We start from the raw sequence: 16,304 nt of genomic DNA on the forward strand, positions 1-16,304 counted from the left end.
GAAAAGGGGAAAACTATGCAGACTGTTGGCGTGGGTTGGATTGCGGCGATCGTCATCGGCGGTATCGCCGGATGGCTCGCCGAGATGTTCATGAAAAGCAACATGGGGGTGCTCATGAACATTGTATTGGGCATTGTGGGCGCCATTGTCGCCAACATCATTCTCGGGCTCCTTGGCATATCGCTGAGCGGATGGCTTGGTTATCTGGTCGCCGGCTTTATCGGTGCGTGTATCTTGATCGCAGTCGCCCGACTAATAAAACGCTGAGTCGTGACCTTGAGCTTTCTCAAGCTGTTCCCTTCGCGCGGACGAAGGGTTCAGCGACGCAACGCTGCGGTGATCGGGCACGCCAGCGAAGTTGGCCAATGCAGGTATCGCGATCGTCATGGCCGCGTTTGCTTTCCAGGTGCCTCCATGGCTAGGACAATCACATGCTTTGTAAGCCCAAAAGTCTGCTTGGTGTCTGGTTCTTCCTTGTCGGCGCTGCCGCAACAAATCTCGCATTTTCGCCCGCGCTTTCGGCCGCACCTGCAACAGCGCAGACGATTGCCGACCATTTCTCGTCAGTAAAATCCATGTCCGGGGACTTCGTTCAGTCCGGCCCGAAGGCGGAACGGACAAGTGGAAGGTTTTTTCTCCAGCGTCCGGGCAAGATCCGTTTCAATTATGCCGGCCCATCGGGAGTCTGCGTAATTGCAGACGGCAAATCATTGGTCGTTTACAACAAGAAGCTTAAGACGTCCCGGCTTTATTCGCTCTCGAAGACGCCGCTGAAGCTCCTACTCGACAGCAAAGTCGACTTCTCCGGCAGCCGCCTCAAAAGCATGCGAGAAGAAGGCGATCTAATAATTATTAAGCTTGCAGACAAATCGGCCTTCGGTAATTCGAATATATCGATGATTTTTGATAGCAAATCTCTTGATTTACGCAAATGGAGCCTTACTGACGAGAGGGGCCTAACGACGACGGTTGCTATCTTCAACGTGAAGCAGGGTGGTCGCATTGCAGAGGGAACCTTCACTATCGATTACGCCGCAAACCGACAGTACAACACCAATACCAAGTCGCGTTGATGGTGAAGCGCTGAAAAAGGCGGAATGACCAGCCAGAGCATCACGCGGCCGGATCGCCACTTCAACAAGGATCGGGTTCTGCTAGTGGCGGCCGGCGCTATCTTCTAGTTGTCGCTGGCGCTATTCCCAGCGCTGGCGGCCTTCCGGCCAGGGGCTATCCGGGCAGCACCTCACCAGCACAGCTAGAATGGCCATCAACAGGCAGGCGGGCCATGCCAATCACATCGCGCGGCCGGAAGCGCTAGATCGCATCGCCCCAGCCGGTGCCGGGGCGATCAGCGGCTCACGTATCCCTTTGCGGCGAGCTGTTCTATGGCTTCCCGAGAGGCTGCACCTCCCCCGCCTCAAATTCCGGCAGCCGCAGAGTTTTGACGAGTTTTGCCAGCGCCTTGGCGCAAAGCGGGAAGCCGGCGAGCGTTTGCATCCCGCATCCTTATTTTCTTTGTTGTGTTGAGTTGCTGCTTAGCAATGCAGCCCGGGACCTTCAAAGCTCCCCTATGTTTCATCGACTATCTCGCAGGCTGCATTGGCGAGAGCAGGCGCTCTCGCACAAGGAGACAACAATTGTATCAGGGTCAGCGCTGCGCGCCTTCTATCCATCAGTGTCAGCAATGACGATATTTTCGATCTGTTGGGCGTGCTGTGTAGCGATTTTCAGTAGAACTGCAGCCGTTTCGTGTGGTGTCCACCCCTGCGCTTCTGAGGCGGTCACCAAGGCTGCGAATGCGGTTTCCAACGCAACTTCACAGTTGACCTCCCGATCTGGGGAACCCTCTGGCAAAATTGGCGGCTCAACGGTCTGGGACATGGCCACTGCGGTCTACCTCCTGAGGCCAAAAAAACTCAACACTGCAAGGACAACAACGACGAGTCCTACGAGGTAGATAATGCTGTGCATGGGAATTCTCCTTTGATTGGCAGACCAACCTATCGTCGTCGAGGATTAGGTGCCGGAGGCACTTGTGGAACCCTCGCTTCGAACTGAACACTCGGGATGATCTAATGTTCCAACGATGATGCCCCTTTTCGTGCCGACCCTTCACGGAAATGCTGCAGCGTAAAGGTTTCGTCTAGGCTGCCACGGCTAGATGCCGGACCACCGACAGCATTGAAATCAATCGCCCGTCATTTCGCCGCTCGCGCGTGCTTCGCCTTCTTGTTGTCACCGAACCGCACTCCATAACAGTTGGCTAATTTAGAAACTCGATGGATCAAAAAAACAGATCGCGCATTTATCCCCTGGCTCAATGTCGGGCCGCTGGAGAAAACTCATGAAAAAAACACTGCTCATATTGGCCCTTCTAGTTCCCCTTGCTGCTTGTTCGCGCACGGAACAGGGGGCCGCAGTTGGTGGACTCGGCGGAGCGGCAATCGGCGCTGCCGTGGCTGGCGATCCCGTACAAGGTGCTATCGTTGGCGGTGCCGCCGGCGCTATTGCAGGCGCTGTGATTGGACATGCGAGCGAAGCCGGTCAGTGTCGCTACAGAGATCGCCATGGGCGGGTCTATGTCGCGCGGTGCCCCGACGGTTATTGAAAAGCCAGACCGCGTGATCTTAATGTGGGTTACGCGGTCGCCACATCATTCCCCGCACCTGTTTTGCGAAAACAATGAGCCAGCGACGTGATGATCGTGCAGTTGGCTAATTTTCGGCCTCTGGTCGTCGACTCTTTGACCGGCATCCCGAGAAACAAGTCCGCAACTTGGGTCAGGCTGTGACCTCCAAGTTTCCCCCAGCTCGGCATCTTTCCACGATGTGCCGAGGGCGCGATTGGTTCCGACACTTGGACCTAGTCGTCGCGGTTGTGACCGCTTCAGAATAGGTCGATCATAGCGCCATGAAGATCCAGTCATCCCCTTCGACCGGCGGCGTTCTCCGAAGCTTTCACAGCGATGCCATGTGGTTGATCGTCTCTCTGCTTGTAGCAGGCGGTCTGGTCCTCGGCTTCGGCCTTCTCGCAGAGGAAGTCGTAGAGGGCGACACGAGGGGTTTCGACCGGGCCGTGCTTATGGCGTTTCGCAGCTCCGGTGATCCAACGAACCCTGTGGGCCCGCCTTGGCTCGAGGAAATAGGTCGCGACGTTACATCACTTGGCAGCTTTGCTTTCCTCGGCTTCGTTTCGGTGGCCTCAGTGGGCTATTTGCTGATTGTGGGAAAGCGAAGATATGCTGCGCTTGTTGCGAGCGCCGTAGCTGGCGGGGAGGTCATTGGCACGCTTCTGAAGATTGCCTTCGATCGTCCGAGGCCCGATCTCATGCACACGACAAGGGTCTTTACTGCGAGCTTCCCGAGCGGGCATGCGATGCTTTCCGCCGTCACTTTCCTGACCCTGGGAGCATTGCTGGCCAAGGCGAACTCCGATCCCCGGATCAAGGCGTATTTTGTTTCGCTCGCAGTTTTTCTGACGGTCATGGTCGGATTGAGCCGGGTCTATCTCGGCGTCCATTACCCCACCGACGTTCTTGCAGGTTGGTGCGTCGGTTCCGCTTGGGCCATTCTGTGCTGGTCCGCGGTCCAGCGGATTGAACAGAGCCGAGGGAGGTAGTTGTCGCTTGCGGGCTTGTGCTGCCGCATCACACCCCCATTCGCAATATCTTCCCGCCCTCGTCCTTCTGCTTGACGTGCAAGGCGCCTAGCAGTTTGCATTTGATCACGGCAAGAGCGTGCGGAGATGGGGCATCGTGCAGATCAAGGCTGTAGGTCATCCCTGTCCCTTGCGAGGGGAACCGACCTGCGAGTTTCTTGTTGTCCCTCACACAGCGGAGATAGAAGCATGCCAAAGGACCAGACCAAATCCCGGGTTATAGACCGAGAGGCGATGCACCTTGCTGAGACGACTGACGTGTCGCCGAAGCAGGCGAAGGACCTGTTGCGCGAGCATGGCGGCGACAAGAAGAAAGCCACCGAAAAAGCAAAGAATTTCAAGGCTGAGGGATAGCGGTGCAGGGGCGCTGGACGGCAAAGCAACGCCAGATACGGCGATAGGGGCTTTTGCTGCACTGCGACGCACCCGGCACCCTGGTTGAACGCGGGTTTGAGTGAGGCGCGCCCAGTGGCTTCGAAGGCGGAAGGGAATCAGCAGCCGACCGGAACGCGGTCCTCACTCATCGACGGAGAAGCTGCCAGCCGTGCTGCAGCAACGACAGAAGGCAGCAAAGCGAGCCTGCGGTCGGAGCATGGAGGGCGCGGACGCGACGCTGCCTGGCCATCAGAGATTCCGGCGCTGGGCTGGAAGGATATCTTCTGGCGGCTATGGGAAGAATTCAACAAGGACCGGGTTCTGCTGGTGGCGGCCGGCGCCACCTTCTATCTGCTGCTGGCGCTTTTCCCGGCACTGGCGGCCTTCATTTCGATCTATGGTTTTGTCTCGGATCCAGTGACAGTCGCGGATCATGTCGCGTATCTCGGCGGATTGCTTCCGTCGGGTGGGCTCGATCTCATTCGCGACCAACTGCAGGCCCTGGCCAAACAGAAACCGAGCTCTCTCGGAACCGGCTTCTTCATCGGCCTTGGCATCGCGCTGTGGAGCGCCAACAGCGGCATGAAGGCGCTCTTCGACGCCATGAACATTGCGTATGAAGAACGCGAAAAACGCAGTTTCATCACCCTCAACCTGATGTCGATCCTGTTTACGGTCGGAGCCTTGCTGATCGGCATCGTACTGTTGCTGACCGTAGGCGTCGTACCTGCCTTGCTACGCTATTTCTACCTCGATGCCTGGACGGAAACGCTTGTTGGCGTGTCCCGATGGCCGATCCTGGTGTGCACCATGCTGACCGGCATTTCCCTGCTCTATCGCTTCGGGCCAAGTCGGGAACACGCCAAGTGGCGATGGCTGAGTCGGGGAGCCTTGATCGCGACCACTGTCTGGATCGGGGCATCGTGGCTCTTCTCGTTCTATCTCCAGCATTTCGCCAACTACAACGCCACATACGGATCGCTGGGCGCGGTGGTCGGCTTGATGATGTGGACATGGATATCGGTCATCATCCTCATCGCTGGCGCCGCCATCAACGCGGAGATGGAACATCAGACGGCCATCGACTCGACCACGGGCCCGGCGCGGCCAATGGGCAAGCGCGGGGCAGTCGTCGCCGACACATTGGGCAAGATTGCAGATTGATGCCTCGGCGGCGGGTTGGCTGCGCTGGCTGCAAAAAGCTCGCATGGTGCCGGTCCCCCGCAGTCTATCCCTGTAATCTCAAGAAACACGCTCCTACAACCCAGGCCGATCCTCGGCGATGCAACCAAAACCGAGTTCCGTCGTTTTGTCCGCTTCGATATGGGGGCTGTTTTGGCGGGATCGAAACAGGATAGGACAAGTGGTGCTGCATTTCGCGGCGCGGGTGAGATGGCTGACCGTATCCGGTCGTTCGCCTGGGGCGAAACTTCGCTCGGGTCGGTGTCATCATGGCCGGTGGCGCTCCAGACACTCGTTGATCTGATTGTAAGCTCGGCGCAGCCGATGTTTGTTGTCTGGGGCGCGGAACGGATCTGGCTTTACAACGACGCCTTCATTCCAATCCTGGGGCGAAAGCATCCTGCTTCCCTCGGTTTGCCCAGCCAGCAGGTGTGGGCTGAAGCCTGGGACATGATCGGCCCCATGTTTGACAGCGTCTTCCGGGGCCAGTCCGTGCACATGGACGACCTCGAGATCCGGATAGACAAGCGCGGCGCGCCTGAGGAGGCGCACTTTGCATTTTCATACAATCCCGTAATTGAACCGGACAGCGGCGGGATTGGCGGGCTGTTTGGCGTTTGCACGGAAACAACTGACCGGTTTCTTGCAGAAAGGCGCGAGCGCCTTGCCGCTGAACGTCAGATCAATCTGTTCGAACAGGCACCCGGCTTCATCATTATCATGCGGGGTTCCGACCACATCGTTGAGTTTGTGAATGATGCCCATCGTCTGGTGTTCAACAGCGGCGAATGGCTGGGCAGGAGCATCCGGGATGCATTTCCCAGCCTGGAAGGACAAGGCTTCTACGAGCGCCTGGACGAAGTGTTCAGCAGCGGTAAGACGTTCGAGGCGCAGGGTGTCCCAGTTCGCTTTCGCCGTTCGCCGGAGAGCCCCGAAGAGAGCCGCTACCTGACGTTCATCTACGCGCCGCTCTACGACGGCAACAACACGGTGACCGGAATATTCTGCGAGGGGTTCGACGTCACCGAAACATATCGCGCGAGAAAGCGAAGCGCTGCGGTCGCCGAGCTCGCAGAGGTTGTTCGGTTAATTGAAGATCCAGATGACCTAGCCTATGCCGCGGCCGAAATCATTGGTCGGGAACTTGAAGTGAGCCGGGCCGGATATGGCACGATCGACCTTGCGAAAGAGACCATTTCAATCGAGCGCGACTGGAATGCTCCCGGCATCAAGAGTCTGGCCGGCGTGCTGCATTTTCGCGACTACGGCACATATATCGAGGACCTTAAACGCGGGATCACCGTTGTCTTCGAGGACGCGGAGAAGGATCCGCGTACAAGCCACAATGCAGAGGCGCTGAAAGCAATCAGTGCTCAATCCTTGATCAACATGCCCGTGACTGAAAAGGGCGGCTTTGTGGCACTGCTCTACCTCAACCACGACAGGCCCCGCTCCTGGTCGGAGGAAGAGATCAAGTTTGTTCGCGAGATGGCCGAGCGAACCCGTACAGCCGTTGAACGACGCCGCGCGCAGGCGGAACTGCGCCAAAATGAAAGCCGTCTGCGATTCCTTGATGCGCTTGGAAAAGAGACTGCCAAGAGCGCCGACGCGGACGCCATCCTGGAAATCACCACCAGGATGCTTGGTGAGCATCTTGGTGTGGCGATCTGCGCCTATGCCGACATGGAGGCCGATCAGGATCACTTTACGATCCGGGGCGATTGGCACAGGAACGGCTCATCGAGCATCGTGGGCTACTACAGTCTTAAAGACTTTGGCCAGCTTGCCGTTCTGAGGCTCCATCAGGGCCTACCGTTGAGCATCAATGACAATCGCGTCGAGCTGCCACCGGAAGAAGCCGCAACGTTCCAGAACATCGGCATTGCCGCGACCATCTGCATGCCTTTCGTCAAGGAGGGGCGTTTGACCGCGCTGATGGCGATCCACGACAGCGCACCCCGGATATGGACACAAAATGAGCTCGCGCTTCTGACCGAGGTGACCGAAAGGTCCTGGGCCCACATCGAACGAGTAAGATCGGATCAAAGCGCGGCCGAGACAGCCGAACGACTGAGCCTGGCAACCCGGGCAGCCGCGATTGGGACCTGGGACTACGATCCTGTCGCTAACCGGTTGCAATGGGACGCACAATGCCGGGCATTGTTCGGCATCAAATCAGACGGCGACGTATCCTACGAAGGCTCCTTTATCGCCGGGCTGCATCCAGACGATCGGAGTCGGGCGGATGAGGCTGTCAGGCTGGCAATCGCTCCAGACAGTCCCGAACCTTTCAACATCGAGTATCGAACGATTGGTCTGGAGGACGGCATTGAGCGTTGGGTGGCGGCAAGCGGTCACGCCATGTTCGATGACGGGAACGCAGTCCGGTTCATCGGCACCGCGATCGACATTTCCGATCGCAAGAAGGTTGAACGCCATCTCAAGATTATGAATGACACCGGCGCGGCTGTCGCGGCCGAGTTCAATCTCGACAAGATCGTCCAGATTACCACCGATGCCGGCGTCCAGCTGTCCGGAGCACAGTTCGGCGCGTTCTTCTACAACGTGCTCAATGATCAGGGTGGCAGCTACCTGCTCTATGCCCTCTCCGGTGCCCCGCGTTCGGCCTTCGAAAACTACCCGATGCCACGTGCAACGGCGGTGTTCGAGCCCACATTCCTTGGAACAGCTGTGGTCCGTTCGGACGATATCGTGACAGATCCGCGCTACGGCAGGAATACGCCATGCAAAGGCATGCCGGAAGGACACCTGCCCGTTCGTTCGTATTTGGCAGTGCCTGTCGTTTCGAACTCCGGTGAGGTTCTGGGTGGGCTCTTCTTCGGCCATGCCGAAACCGGGAAGTTTCTACCTGAACACGAGAGTGCCCTCTTGGGTATTGCCGGCCACGCCGCTACCGCGATCGACAACGCCCGTCTGTTCCAGGCGGCCGAAAGGGAACTCGCTGAACGACGCCGAGCGGAAGCCGCGCTGCAAACACTCAACTCCACGCTTGAACAACGGGTGATTGAGGAAGTTGCGGAGCGATCAAAGGCGGAGGAGCAGTTGCGTCAGGCGCAGAAGATGGAGGCGGTGGGCCAGTTGACAGGCGGCATCGCTCACGACTTCAACAATATGCTTGCGGTCATCATCGGTGGGCTCAATCTTCTTCAACGCAAACTGTCCAAGGGTGAAACAGACGTTGGCCGATTTGTCGAAGGGGCCATGGACGGCGCCCATCGCGCCGCGGCCCTGACACAGCGGTTGCTTGCCTTCTCTCGACAGCAACCACTTAAGCCGGAAACCATCAATGCAAACCGCCTGGTAGGCGGGATGACCGATCTGTTGATGCGAACGCTCGGCGAGACGATCAAGGTCGAAACTGCTTTCGGTGCTGGCCTCTGGCAGGTCAAGGCCGACCCAGGCCAGCTGGAAAGCGCCCTGCTCAACCTCTCGGTCAATGCGCGGGATGCCATGCCTAACGGTGGCAAGCTGACCATCGAAACTTCGAACGCCTATGTCGACGAGCGGTATGCTCGCGAGTCCGCCATCTGCGCCGGGCAGTTCGTGCTGATCGCGGTTACCGACACGGGCATCGGGATGTCGCCTGATGTTCTCGCAAAGGCTTTCGATCCCTTCTACACGACCAAAAGCGTTGGCAAGGGAACCGGGCTCGGCCTCAGCCAGGTTTACGGCTTTGTCCGGCAGTCCGGGGGAAACGTGAAGATCTACTCGGAGCCCGGCGTGGGGACCACGATCAAGATCTATCTGCCAAGGCACTATGGCAATCCTGAACAGGGTGCTTCCAACACCCAACCACGACCGATCGACGGTGGCCTGCCGAGCGAGGTCATCATGGTGGTCGAGGACGAAGATCGGGTCCGCGCAGTCTCAGCCGAAGCGTTGCGCGAGCTTGGTTACACGGTAGTCGAAGCCAGCGGACCAAATGAAGCACTTAAGATGATCCAAGCCGGGCAGGAATTGTCGTTGCTCTTCACCGACGTTGTCATGCCGGAGATGTCAGGGCGTCAACTCGTCGACGTCCTGCGCAAGAAAAATCCGAAGCTCAGGGTGCTCTACACCACCGGCTACACGCGGAACGCCATCGTTCACAATGGTATCCTCGATCCGGGGACACAGCTGTTGCCGAAACCTTTCAGCCTTGAAGACCTTGCGGAAAAGGTGCGGTCAATCCTAGACGATCCTACGTAGGGCGTCAGTCATGATGGCAGGCAAGCTCGCAGGTGACAGGAACAATTCGAACTGGAAGTCGTTTGCCCTGAACAGGTCGGGCCGCGTGCTGCCTGGAAGAGCCTAACCCGCCAGCGCCGGCGCCTAAGCCGAAAGAGAACGTCATCGATCTGGCTGAGGTTCTAAAAAAGAGCCTCAAAAAGGGTGGTTTGGCCCCCAAAAAGACCGCGCCGTCAAAGCGGAAGACAGCTTAGTCAGTGCACTGAAACAGGAGAATTTTGTGACCCCACTGACTCCCGAGCAATGCCGGGCCGCAAGAGGTCTTTTGGATTGGCCCCAAGTCAGGCTTGGAGCCAAAGCAGGTCTAAGTGAGGGGACGGTTCGAGATTTCGAAAAGGGAAGACGTGTTCCTGTGGCCGGCAAGCTCGTCGCGATGCGGTGTGCGCTTGAAATGGCGGGGGTCGCTTTTCTCGGAGATGGCGAGACAGCGCATGGCGGCCCCGGTGTTCGCCTGATGAAGAACCCGGCTCCACGCACCCATCTTTGCGATGGCGAAGCCGGCATTATTGAGAACAGCGAGATGTGACCCTCACCGAGGCCCTGCTCTTTCGCCAACTCCGAAAGTGGTGGGATGCCCACTTACCTTGTGCATTTTTTGCGATCTGCAGAGCCGGATTGGAAGGGAGTGGCGGCCGGTGTTTGCCGGTGTCATGTCTTCATACGCTGCTCGGCCTCTGCTTTTGCAGAGGGTATCGAGCCGAAGATTGACGCTCAGGTGGTCAAGCCCTCTGTCCATGAGTCGGGGGCGCCTTACCTGGAGGATTCTGGCCATCTGATTGGTGCGTTTTGTCGTCCACCTCATTGACTGGCCGCGTTAATCCAACCCCACCCTCCGGCTTCTTGTTACCAGCCGCGCCCTGGGAGAACGCATCCGTCTGGTCGGCACCGGTCTTGGCCGGATATTTTGTTGCACCGGATTCGCGATGGTTTTCGTTCCCAGACATTTTCGATCCTCCCATGTGATGACCGATAACAGCCCCGCGCGCTGCGAGTTCCGCCTCACATGGAACATTCTTTCCGGCCGGTCGTTGGCCAGCAAAGGAGACAGCGGGAATGGCCATGATCAAAAACCTCAGCGATGCAATTGTTAAAGAGCCGGAGAGGGCCGGAGCCGAAATCGAGCGCAAAAACCTGAGCGGCAAAGACGCCAATCCCGCAGACCTAGCCAGACAAAGCGACGCTCGGCCGGTGGCCGGCAAAACCCCTCGCCCGACCGACAAACCCGGAGCGTAGCCATGCCGCCCAAGCCAGAGCCAAGCGAAGAACCTCCGGTGGATGCGCCGACCTGGACGCAAGACGTGCGTGAACCCGATCCCGATCTTTTCCCAGACGAGTTGCCGGTCCCTAACCCCGATGAGAACCGTGTCCCGCCAAAAAGAGTTCTGACATGAGCGGCCATGATACTCGCAAGGGTGGTTGCCTTTGTGGTGCAGTTCGCTTCTCGGCAAAAGGCGATCCGCTTCGCGTTGGCTTGTGCCATTGTCAGGATTGTCGGCGCGCTAGCGGCAGCGCGTTCAATTTCTTCGGTGTTTGGCCGCGATCTGCATATAGGGGAACTGGAGAACTCAGGACGTTTGAAGGTCGGAGCTTTTGCCCAAGTTGCGGATCTCGCGTTGCCTCGTTTCTGGATGACGAGGCGGAGTTGATGCTTGGTGCTCTGGATCTTGCCCCCAGCGACATCATCCCCGACTATGAACTCTGGATCGGTCGGCGCGAACCCTGGCTCATGGATTTGCGATGGGCCGAGCAGTTCGAGCATGATAGCGAACCGCGTGCCATTGCCGCCCCGCCAATTGAACCTGACATTCCAGCACCGCCGCAGCAACCGGCTGCTTGACCTGGCGCCACGCGTGAGCCGCGCCTCGAACATCTTTGCGACGAAGTTTATAAGTTCCTCTGGACGGCAGTGGTGAGTAGCAGCAGAGTGTCTCGCGATCCCATGACGACGCGTGAACCACCGTTTCAAGGGCGCGCGCTCGTTGTTTGAAATATCTGTTCGAACGTGCATTGCCTGGCATTCTTGTCAGGGCGCCATCGCAAGAACTTGGTGCCATGCCGGAAGCGACCGCCGGTGACGTGATCGAAGCGAACTTCCGCCACCAGTTCGGGCCGCAATGGCTCCCACTGCCCGCTTCTTTCCGAGCTCCAACGGCTTGGACTGCCCGGGGCTTTGCCAGTAAAGCCCGGAGGCGACCGCAAAGCTTCGAGTTGTCGTGTCAGAGTTGATCGGTCTTCCTCGGCGATCGTCGACGTGAAACCCACATGGTCAAGTTGCCCGTGGCCGTTGTAGAGACCAAGCAGCAATGAACCGACCTCGCGCGACTTCGACAGATAGCGGAACCCTCCGACCACGCAATCCGCGGTGCGTGAGCGTTTGACCTTGACCATGAGGCGCTCTCCAGGCCGATATTCGTCGTCGAGACGTTTGGCGACAACGCCGTCCGTAGAACCCTGACCAGCGTCGCCAAGCCACTTCGTTGCGATCGCCAGGTTTTGCGTAGAGCGCGAGAGCTCGAGATCGGTGCATCCAGCTGACTTCGCGAACGCTTCTAGCGCTTTGCGCCGTGCAGAAAGAGGTTGATGCATCAGGCTGACGTCGCCACTGGCCAGCATGTCAAAGAGGATCAATTTGGCGGGCGTTTCGATCGACAGTTTTCGAATCCTGCTCGCCGCCGGATGCAGCCGCATCTGCAGCGCGTCAAACCATAGCGAGCCATCGACCTCGATGACGATCTCACCATCGAGGACGAATTCTCTGGCTTTCTGGTCACGCAACATCGAGACGACTTCGGGGAAATATCGCCCTAGCGGCTTGCCCGATTTTGCCCGCAAGTCTACCGCATCGCCGGCTTTAAACGCCAGGCATCGAAACCCGTCCCATTTGGGTTCGTACTGCCATTGGCCGGGGTCGCTCGGCAATGTATCGGCTGCCTTTGCCTCCATCGGCGCGATATCCAAGGAAAGCGGGAAAGACGATTTCAAATCGTTCGATTTCATGCGGCAAGCTTTGCTGAACCGAAACGTTTGATGGCAGTGCTGATCGACCGTGCACCATCATCGTAGTCCGCCCACGCAACGGTCTTCTTCAAGAGGCCTGGCACAGTTCGGACGGTGTATTTCTTGGGATCCAAGTCCGTCCTGACCTGCCCCCATGTCAGTGGCATGGATACGGTCGCGCCCTCCCTGGCTCGCGGTGACAGCGGGGCCACGGCTGTCGCCATTCGATCATTTCGGAGATAGTCGAGAAAGATCCGGGACGTTCTCAACTTCTTGGCCATGTTGACGAGGTAGAGGTCCGGACGGTCCGCTGCCATTTTCATGCAAATGGCCTTTGCGAAGGCTTTGGCCTCCGGCCATGTCGTTTTGCTGCGCTGGCTGGCCAGTGGCGTGACAACGTGCAGCCCCTTGCCGCCGGTGGTCTTGCAAAAGCTCACCAGCCCCAGATCCTCAAGACGGTCGCGCATTTCCTTGGCGGCCACAACCACATCCGCAAAGGCGACTTCCGGACCTGGATCAAGGTCGAAGACAAGTCGACCGGGTACTTCAGGTTGGTCGGGCTTGCAGTTCCAAGGGTGCAGTTCCAGGCCCCCAATCTGGGCTATCGCTGCCAATCCTTCAACACGGTCAATCTGCAGATAGGGCTTATGGTCGCCGAAGACCTTCACGACCTCCAACAGATTGGACGTGCCGGGCATTGCGTGGCGCTGGAAAAACTGCTCGCCGGCAAACCCATCTGGCGCTCGCACGAGCGAACACGGTCGACCTTTGAGATGTTTGATCATCCAAGGCCCAACGGTTTCAAAGTATTCCGCCAGGTCGAGTTTCGTAACCGGCTGGCCTCCATCCCCAGCATTCGGCCAGAGCGGTTTGTCCGGTTTGGAGATGATCACGCCCATGATGACCGGGTTTTTCGCCGTCCGCCCCGTCGATTTGGCTGGTTCGGCAATTTGCGTGTCACGAGGATTAGCCGGTCTATCGGCTTCAACGTCATCTGCCGGCTTGTCCTCGCGCAAACCCTTAAAGGCCGCTTGCCTTACATTGCCCCCACCAGTCCAGCCTGCGAATTCGATTTCCGCAACGAGTTCCTGCCTGGTCCAAAAGACGGTCGAATCTTTCTTCGGTGCGCCATCGCCGGTAAACGGCGACTTGTCCGTCTGCATCTCCTTCAGTTTCGGAAGCAACTGCTTGACCTTCGCCTCGCTGTATCCAGTCCCGACGCGGCCAATATAGGCGAAATGCTCTCCGCGATTGACACCGACCAGCAGCGATCGAAACCTGCCATTGGTTGTCGACCAGCCACCGATAACGACCTCATGGCCAGCGCGGCATTTGGATTTTGCCCAGGTGTCGGTCCTCCCGGACACATATGCTGCATCAGATTTTTTGGAGACAATGCCTTCAAGCGAAAGCCGGCAGGCGGAGCGCAGGACCGCATCCCCGCCATTGGTGAAGTGCTCGACATAGCGAATGAGATCGTGCTGACCATGGTCGGCTTCACCAAGCAGCGCGCTCAGCCGCTCCTTGCGTTCAAAGAGAGGCAGCTTTCGTAGATCGACGCCGTTCACAAACAGCAGATCAAAAGCAAAGAAGATCAGGTCCTTCGTCCTGCGCTCCGACAAAGAGGATTGCAGGGCAGCAAAATCGGGCGCCCCGTTTTCACCGAGCGCAACGATCTCGCCATCGATGATGACATTGGGAAGACGGGCCGCCTCCTTTGCGATGGCGCCAAACTTCTGCGTCCAGTCGAGGCCTTTGCGGGTCTTCAGGATGACGGCGCTGTCTTCGACCCGCAATTGCACCCGATAACCATCGAACTTGATTTCATGAACCCAATTCGCCCCTGTTGGGGGGCGCGAAAGCGTGGCGCAGAGCTGTGGTGAAATGAAGTCGGGCATCTTCGCCCCGGAAGCGGGCGCGGCCTTTTTGGACCGCGGAGATGCCTTTGGCACTTTCGTGGCGCGCTGCTCGGCAGCATGACCGCGATTGCTGTCCCACACCGCATCAGCATCGGCCACCGCCGCGCCTTGTATCATAAAAGGCTTCGGCCCCGAACCCTTTCCCGCAGCGATCCTTTCCATGCTGCGCCCGGAGGCAACCGATCGGTCCTGTGCGAGCACCGCGTCGCCATTGCCATCAGTCGCGTATTTGTCTCGATGTTTGATCAGCAACCAATTGGTCCGCTTGCCGCCATTGCGGTCATGCTTCATGCGCACCAAGACAAAGCTTCCGTGCAGGCGCTTGCCGTCGAGCGTGAATTTGAGATCACCTTTTTCCAAGGCTTGCTCGGGAGACAGCGAGCCTTCCGCCACCCAGTATCCGCGATCCCACAGTTGCACGGTGCCGCCGCCATACTGTCCTTTGGGGATCGTGCCTTCAAAGTCGCCATACTCCAGCGGATGATCCTCAACTTCGACTGCCAGGCGTTTGTCCTGCGGATCCAGGGACGGACCTTTGGTGACGGCCCACGACTTGAACACACCGTCCAGTTCAAGGCGCAGATCATAATGAAGCCGCGTGGCATCATGTTTCTGGATCACAAACCGAAGTCGGTTCGATTTCACGATCGACCGCTCGCCGCTCGGTTCCTTTGTCTTCGTGAAATCGCGCTTGGCCCGATAGGTGGAAAGCTCGCCCTTTATCATGGATGATGCCCTAGCTGATGACGCAACGCGCGACTCAACGCCGTGGGCGAGATTTGGTTCGGGTGCTGCGCTTCGATGATCCTGCCGCTACGCTTTTCACTTAAGAGGAAACGTGGCATCGCCAGCGAGCCAGTTCCGTGGCGGGGATCGGTCTCGCACCTGAGACGAAACAATTTGACGAGCGCATGGCCGCATCATCTATGTCCTGTCGGGCTCTAACATGTGCATCTCAACGTCCCACCGATCGAGATTATCTGGTCCACATGTCTGATCCGTACACGCCGATGGCAGCTCACGGCATTGGCGAAATCGGCAACCGGCACTTGCGCTGACGTTGCGAACGCGGTCTTCAACGAGACCGGAAAGCGCATTCGCGACCTGCCGCTAACGACAAGCTGATGTGACTTCGAGCGCTCTTGGCGTGTATTCTCAAGCGCCGAAAGCGCGAGGTGCAAAGCTCCGCGACCGCGGAGCAGCCCCTTGCGCCAATCTCGGCGTGCACAGCGACAATGTCAGCCGGCCGGCGGTGCGCTGGCCGGCTGATTTAGGGGCACCGCCTCATTCAGCGGCGTGCAGATTGATCTTGCTTTCCGCCATTTCGGTAAGCTTGCGATCGGTCGCCTGTTCTTCCTTGAGGTTCTTGGCCAGCACATTGGCGCAGTCGCTACGGCCAAGCTGTTTGGCCCAGGCGATCAGCGTGCCGTAACGTGTCATCTCGTAGTGCTCCACCGCCTGTGCCGACGCAATCAGGGCCGCATCGAGAACGTCCTTGTCGTCGACATCGCCGCTCACGTCGTGGGCTTCTTCCAGGATGCCGTCGATCGCCGGGCAGTTGATCTGCTTGGCCTTAACGCCATGCAACTCGAACACCTGCTCGACACGCTCGATGTGGCCCTTGGTCTGGCCGAGGTGTTTTTCAAATCCAGCCTTTAATTGCGGATCGGTTGCTTTCTCGATCATCTTCGGCAGCGCCTTCTCGATCTGCTTTTCGGCATAATAGATGTCGCGCAGCGTGTGCACGAAGAGATCGTCCAGTGTCTTGATGTCCTTAGAAAAGAAGCCCATGGCTCTTCCCTTTCATTGCTCTCAGGGTGAATTTCGGCGGCGGGTTTGACCGCACCCAACAGCCGCCGGGACGTATCCCGGCTTGTCTGGTCAACGTCCCGGTAAGGGAGCGGTTCCGAGTTCAAGTGCCGGGCC

13 protein-coding genes are annotated in these 16,304 nt (G+C 58.2%); 10 read left to right on the forward strand and 3 right to left on the reverse strand.

The window, feature by feature from the left end; translation table 11 throughout:
• Positions 1 to 15 precede the first annotated feature (15 nt).
• From AC1D10_RS11110 to AC1D10_RS11155, 10 genes are all read left to right on the forward strand, one after another.
• Positions 16 to 267, forward strand: coding sequence for a GlsB/YeaQ/YmgE family stress response membrane protein (locus AC1D10_RS11110; RefSeq protein WP_477272082.1), 252 nt, complete (start codon positions 16 to 18; stop codon positions 265 to 267).
• Between the two features lie 164 nt (positions 268 to 431).
• A complete protein-coding gene (locus AC1D10_RS11115; protein WP_477271514.1) occupies positions 432 to 1,073 on the forward strand; it encodes a LolA family protein in 642 nt (213 codons plus the stop codon).
• 1,271 nt (positions 1,074 to 2,344) lie between these two features.
• Positions 2,345 to 2,608, forward strand: coding sequence for a YMGG-like glycine zipper-containing protein (locus AC1D10_RS11120; RefSeq protein ID WP_477271515.1), 264 nt, complete (start codon positions 2,345 to 2,347; stop codon positions 2,606 to 2,608).
• 302 nt (positions 2,609 to 2,910) lie between these two features.
• Entirely contained in the window at positions 2,911 to 3,618 is a 708-nt protein-coding gene (locus AC1D10_RS11125) for a phosphatase PAP2 family protein (RefSeq protein ID WP_477271517.1), read from the forward strand.
• A gap of 228 nt (positions 3,619 to 3,846) precedes the next feature.
• A complete protein-coding gene (locus AC1D10_RS11130) occupies positions 3,847 to 4,011 on the forward strand; it encodes a hypothetical protein (RefSeq protein WP_477271519.1) in 165 nt (54 codons plus the stop codon).
• A gap of 114 nt (positions 4,012 to 4,125) precedes the next feature.
• Positions 4,126 to 5,196, forward strand: a complete 1,071-nt coding sequence (locus tag AC1D10_RS11135) for a YihY/virulence factor BrkB family protein (protein WP_477271521.1) — start codon at positions 4,126 to 4,128, stop codon at positions 5,194 to 5,196.
• 159 nt (positions 5,197 to 5,355) lie between these two features.
• On the forward strand, positions 5,356 to 9,423 hold the full coding sequence (locus tag AC1D10_RS11140; protein ID WP_477272084.1) for a GAF domain-containing hybrid sensor histidine kinase/response regulator: 4,068 nt from the start codon (positions 5,356 to 5,358) through the stop codon (positions 9,421 to 9,423).
• Between the two features lie 391 nt (positions 9,424 to 9,814).
• A complete protein-coding gene (locus AC1D10_RS11145) occupies positions 9,815 to 9,988 on the forward strand; it encodes a hypothetical protein (RefSeq protein WP_477271523.1) in 174 nt (57 codons plus the stop codon).
• A 527-nt stretch (positions 9,989 to 10,515) separates the two neighbouring features.
• Positions 10,516 to 10,695: a hypothetical protein gene (locus AC1D10_RS11150; protein ID WP_477271525.1), complete on the forward strand. Its 180-nt coding sequence runs from the start codon at positions 10,516 to 10,518 to the stop codon at positions 10,693 to 10,695.
• Positions 10,696 to 10,849: 154 nt separating this feature from the next.
• On the forward strand, positions 10,850 to 11,299 hold the full coding sequence (locus AC1D10_RS11155) for a GFA family protein (protein ID WP_477271527.1): 450 nt from the start codon (positions 10,850 to 10,852) through the stop codon (positions 11,297 to 11,299).
• A gap of 125 nt (positions 11,300 to 11,424) precedes the next feature.
• On the opposite strand, the gene AC1D10_RS11160 is transcribed toward AC1D10_RS11155, so the two are convergent.
• The 3 genes from AC1D10_RS11160 to AC1D10_RS11170 form a co-directional block, all read right to left on the reverse strand.
• Positions 11,425 to 12,459 carry an ATP-dependent DNA ligase gene (locus tag AC1D10_RS11160; RefSeq protein WP_477271529.1) on the reverse strand — a complete coding sequence of 345 codons (1,035 nt, stop codon included), beginning with the start codon at positions 12,457 to 12,459 and terminating at the stop codon, positions 11,425 to 11,427.
• Positions 12,456 to 15,104 (reverse strand): DNA ligase D, encoded by a 2,649-nt coding sequence (gene ligD / locus AC1D10_RS11165; protein WP_477271531.1) that lies wholly within the window; start codon positions 15,102 to 15,104, stop codon positions 12,456 to 12,458. Before ligD ends, AC1D10_RS11160 begins: the two co-directional genes overlap by 4 nt.
• A gap of 558 nt (positions 15,105 to 15,662) precedes the next feature.
• A complete protein-coding gene (locus AC1D10_RS11170; protein ID WP_477271534.1) occupies positions 15,663 to 16,169 on the reverse strand; it encodes a YciE/YciF ferroxidase family protein in 507 nt (168 codons plus the stop codon).
• Positions 16,170 to 16,304 lie beyond the last annotated feature (135 nt).

The organism is Mesorhizobium sp. P2_A8, assembly GCF_056404935.1.

What these genes read in the sequence shown, in the direction of transcription:
- AC1D10_RS11170 (WP_477271534.1), bottom strand. Translation starts at nt 16,169, where the DNA reads ATGGGCTTCTTTTCTAAGGACATCAAGACACTGGACGATCTCTTCGTG.
- AC1D10_RS11160 (WP_477271529.1), bottom strand. Translation starts at nt 12,459, where the DNA reads ATGAAATCGAACGATTTGAAATCGTCTTTCCCGCTTTCCTTGGATATC.
- AC1D10_RS11110 (WP_477272082.1), top strand. Translation starts at nt 16, where the DNA reads ATGCAGACTGTTGGCGTGGGTTGGATTGCGGCGATCGTCATCGGCGGT.
- AC1D10_RS11130 (WP_477271519.1), top strand. Translation starts at nt 3,847, where the DNA reads ATGCCAAAGGACCAGACCAAATCCCGGGTTATAGACCGAGAGGCGATG.
- AC1D10_RS11125 (WP_477271517.1), top strand. Translation starts at nt 2,911, where the DNA reads ATGAAGATCCAGTCATCCCCTTCGACCGGCGGCGTTCTCCGAAGCTTT.
- AC1D10_RS11150 (WP_477271525.1), top strand. Translation starts at nt 10,516, where the DNA reads ATGGCCATGATCAAAAACCTCAGCGATGCAATTGTTAAAGAGCCGGAG.
- AC1D10_RS11140 (WP_477272084.1), top strand. Translation starts at nt 5,356, where the DNA reads ATGGGGGCTGTTTTGGCGGGATCGAAACAGGATAGGACAAGTGGTGCT.
- AC1D10_RS11155 (WP_477271527.1), top strand. Translation starts at nt 10,850, where the DNA reads ATGAGCGGCCATGATACTCGCAAGGGTGGTTGCCTTTGTGGTGCAGTT.
- AC1D10_RS11115 (WP_477271514.1), top strand. Translation starts at nt 432, where the DNA reads ATGCTTTGTAAGCCCAAAAGTCTGCTTGGTGTCTGGTTCTTCCTTGTC.
- AC1D10_RS11120 (WP_477271515.1), top strand. Translation starts at nt 2,345, where the DNA reads ATGAAAAAAACACTGCTCATATTGGCCCTTCTAGTTCCCCTTGCTGCT.
- ligD (WP_477271531.1), bottom strand. Translation starts at nt 15,104, where the DNA reads ATGATAAAGGGCGAGCTTTCCACCTATCGGGCCAAGCGCGATTTCACG.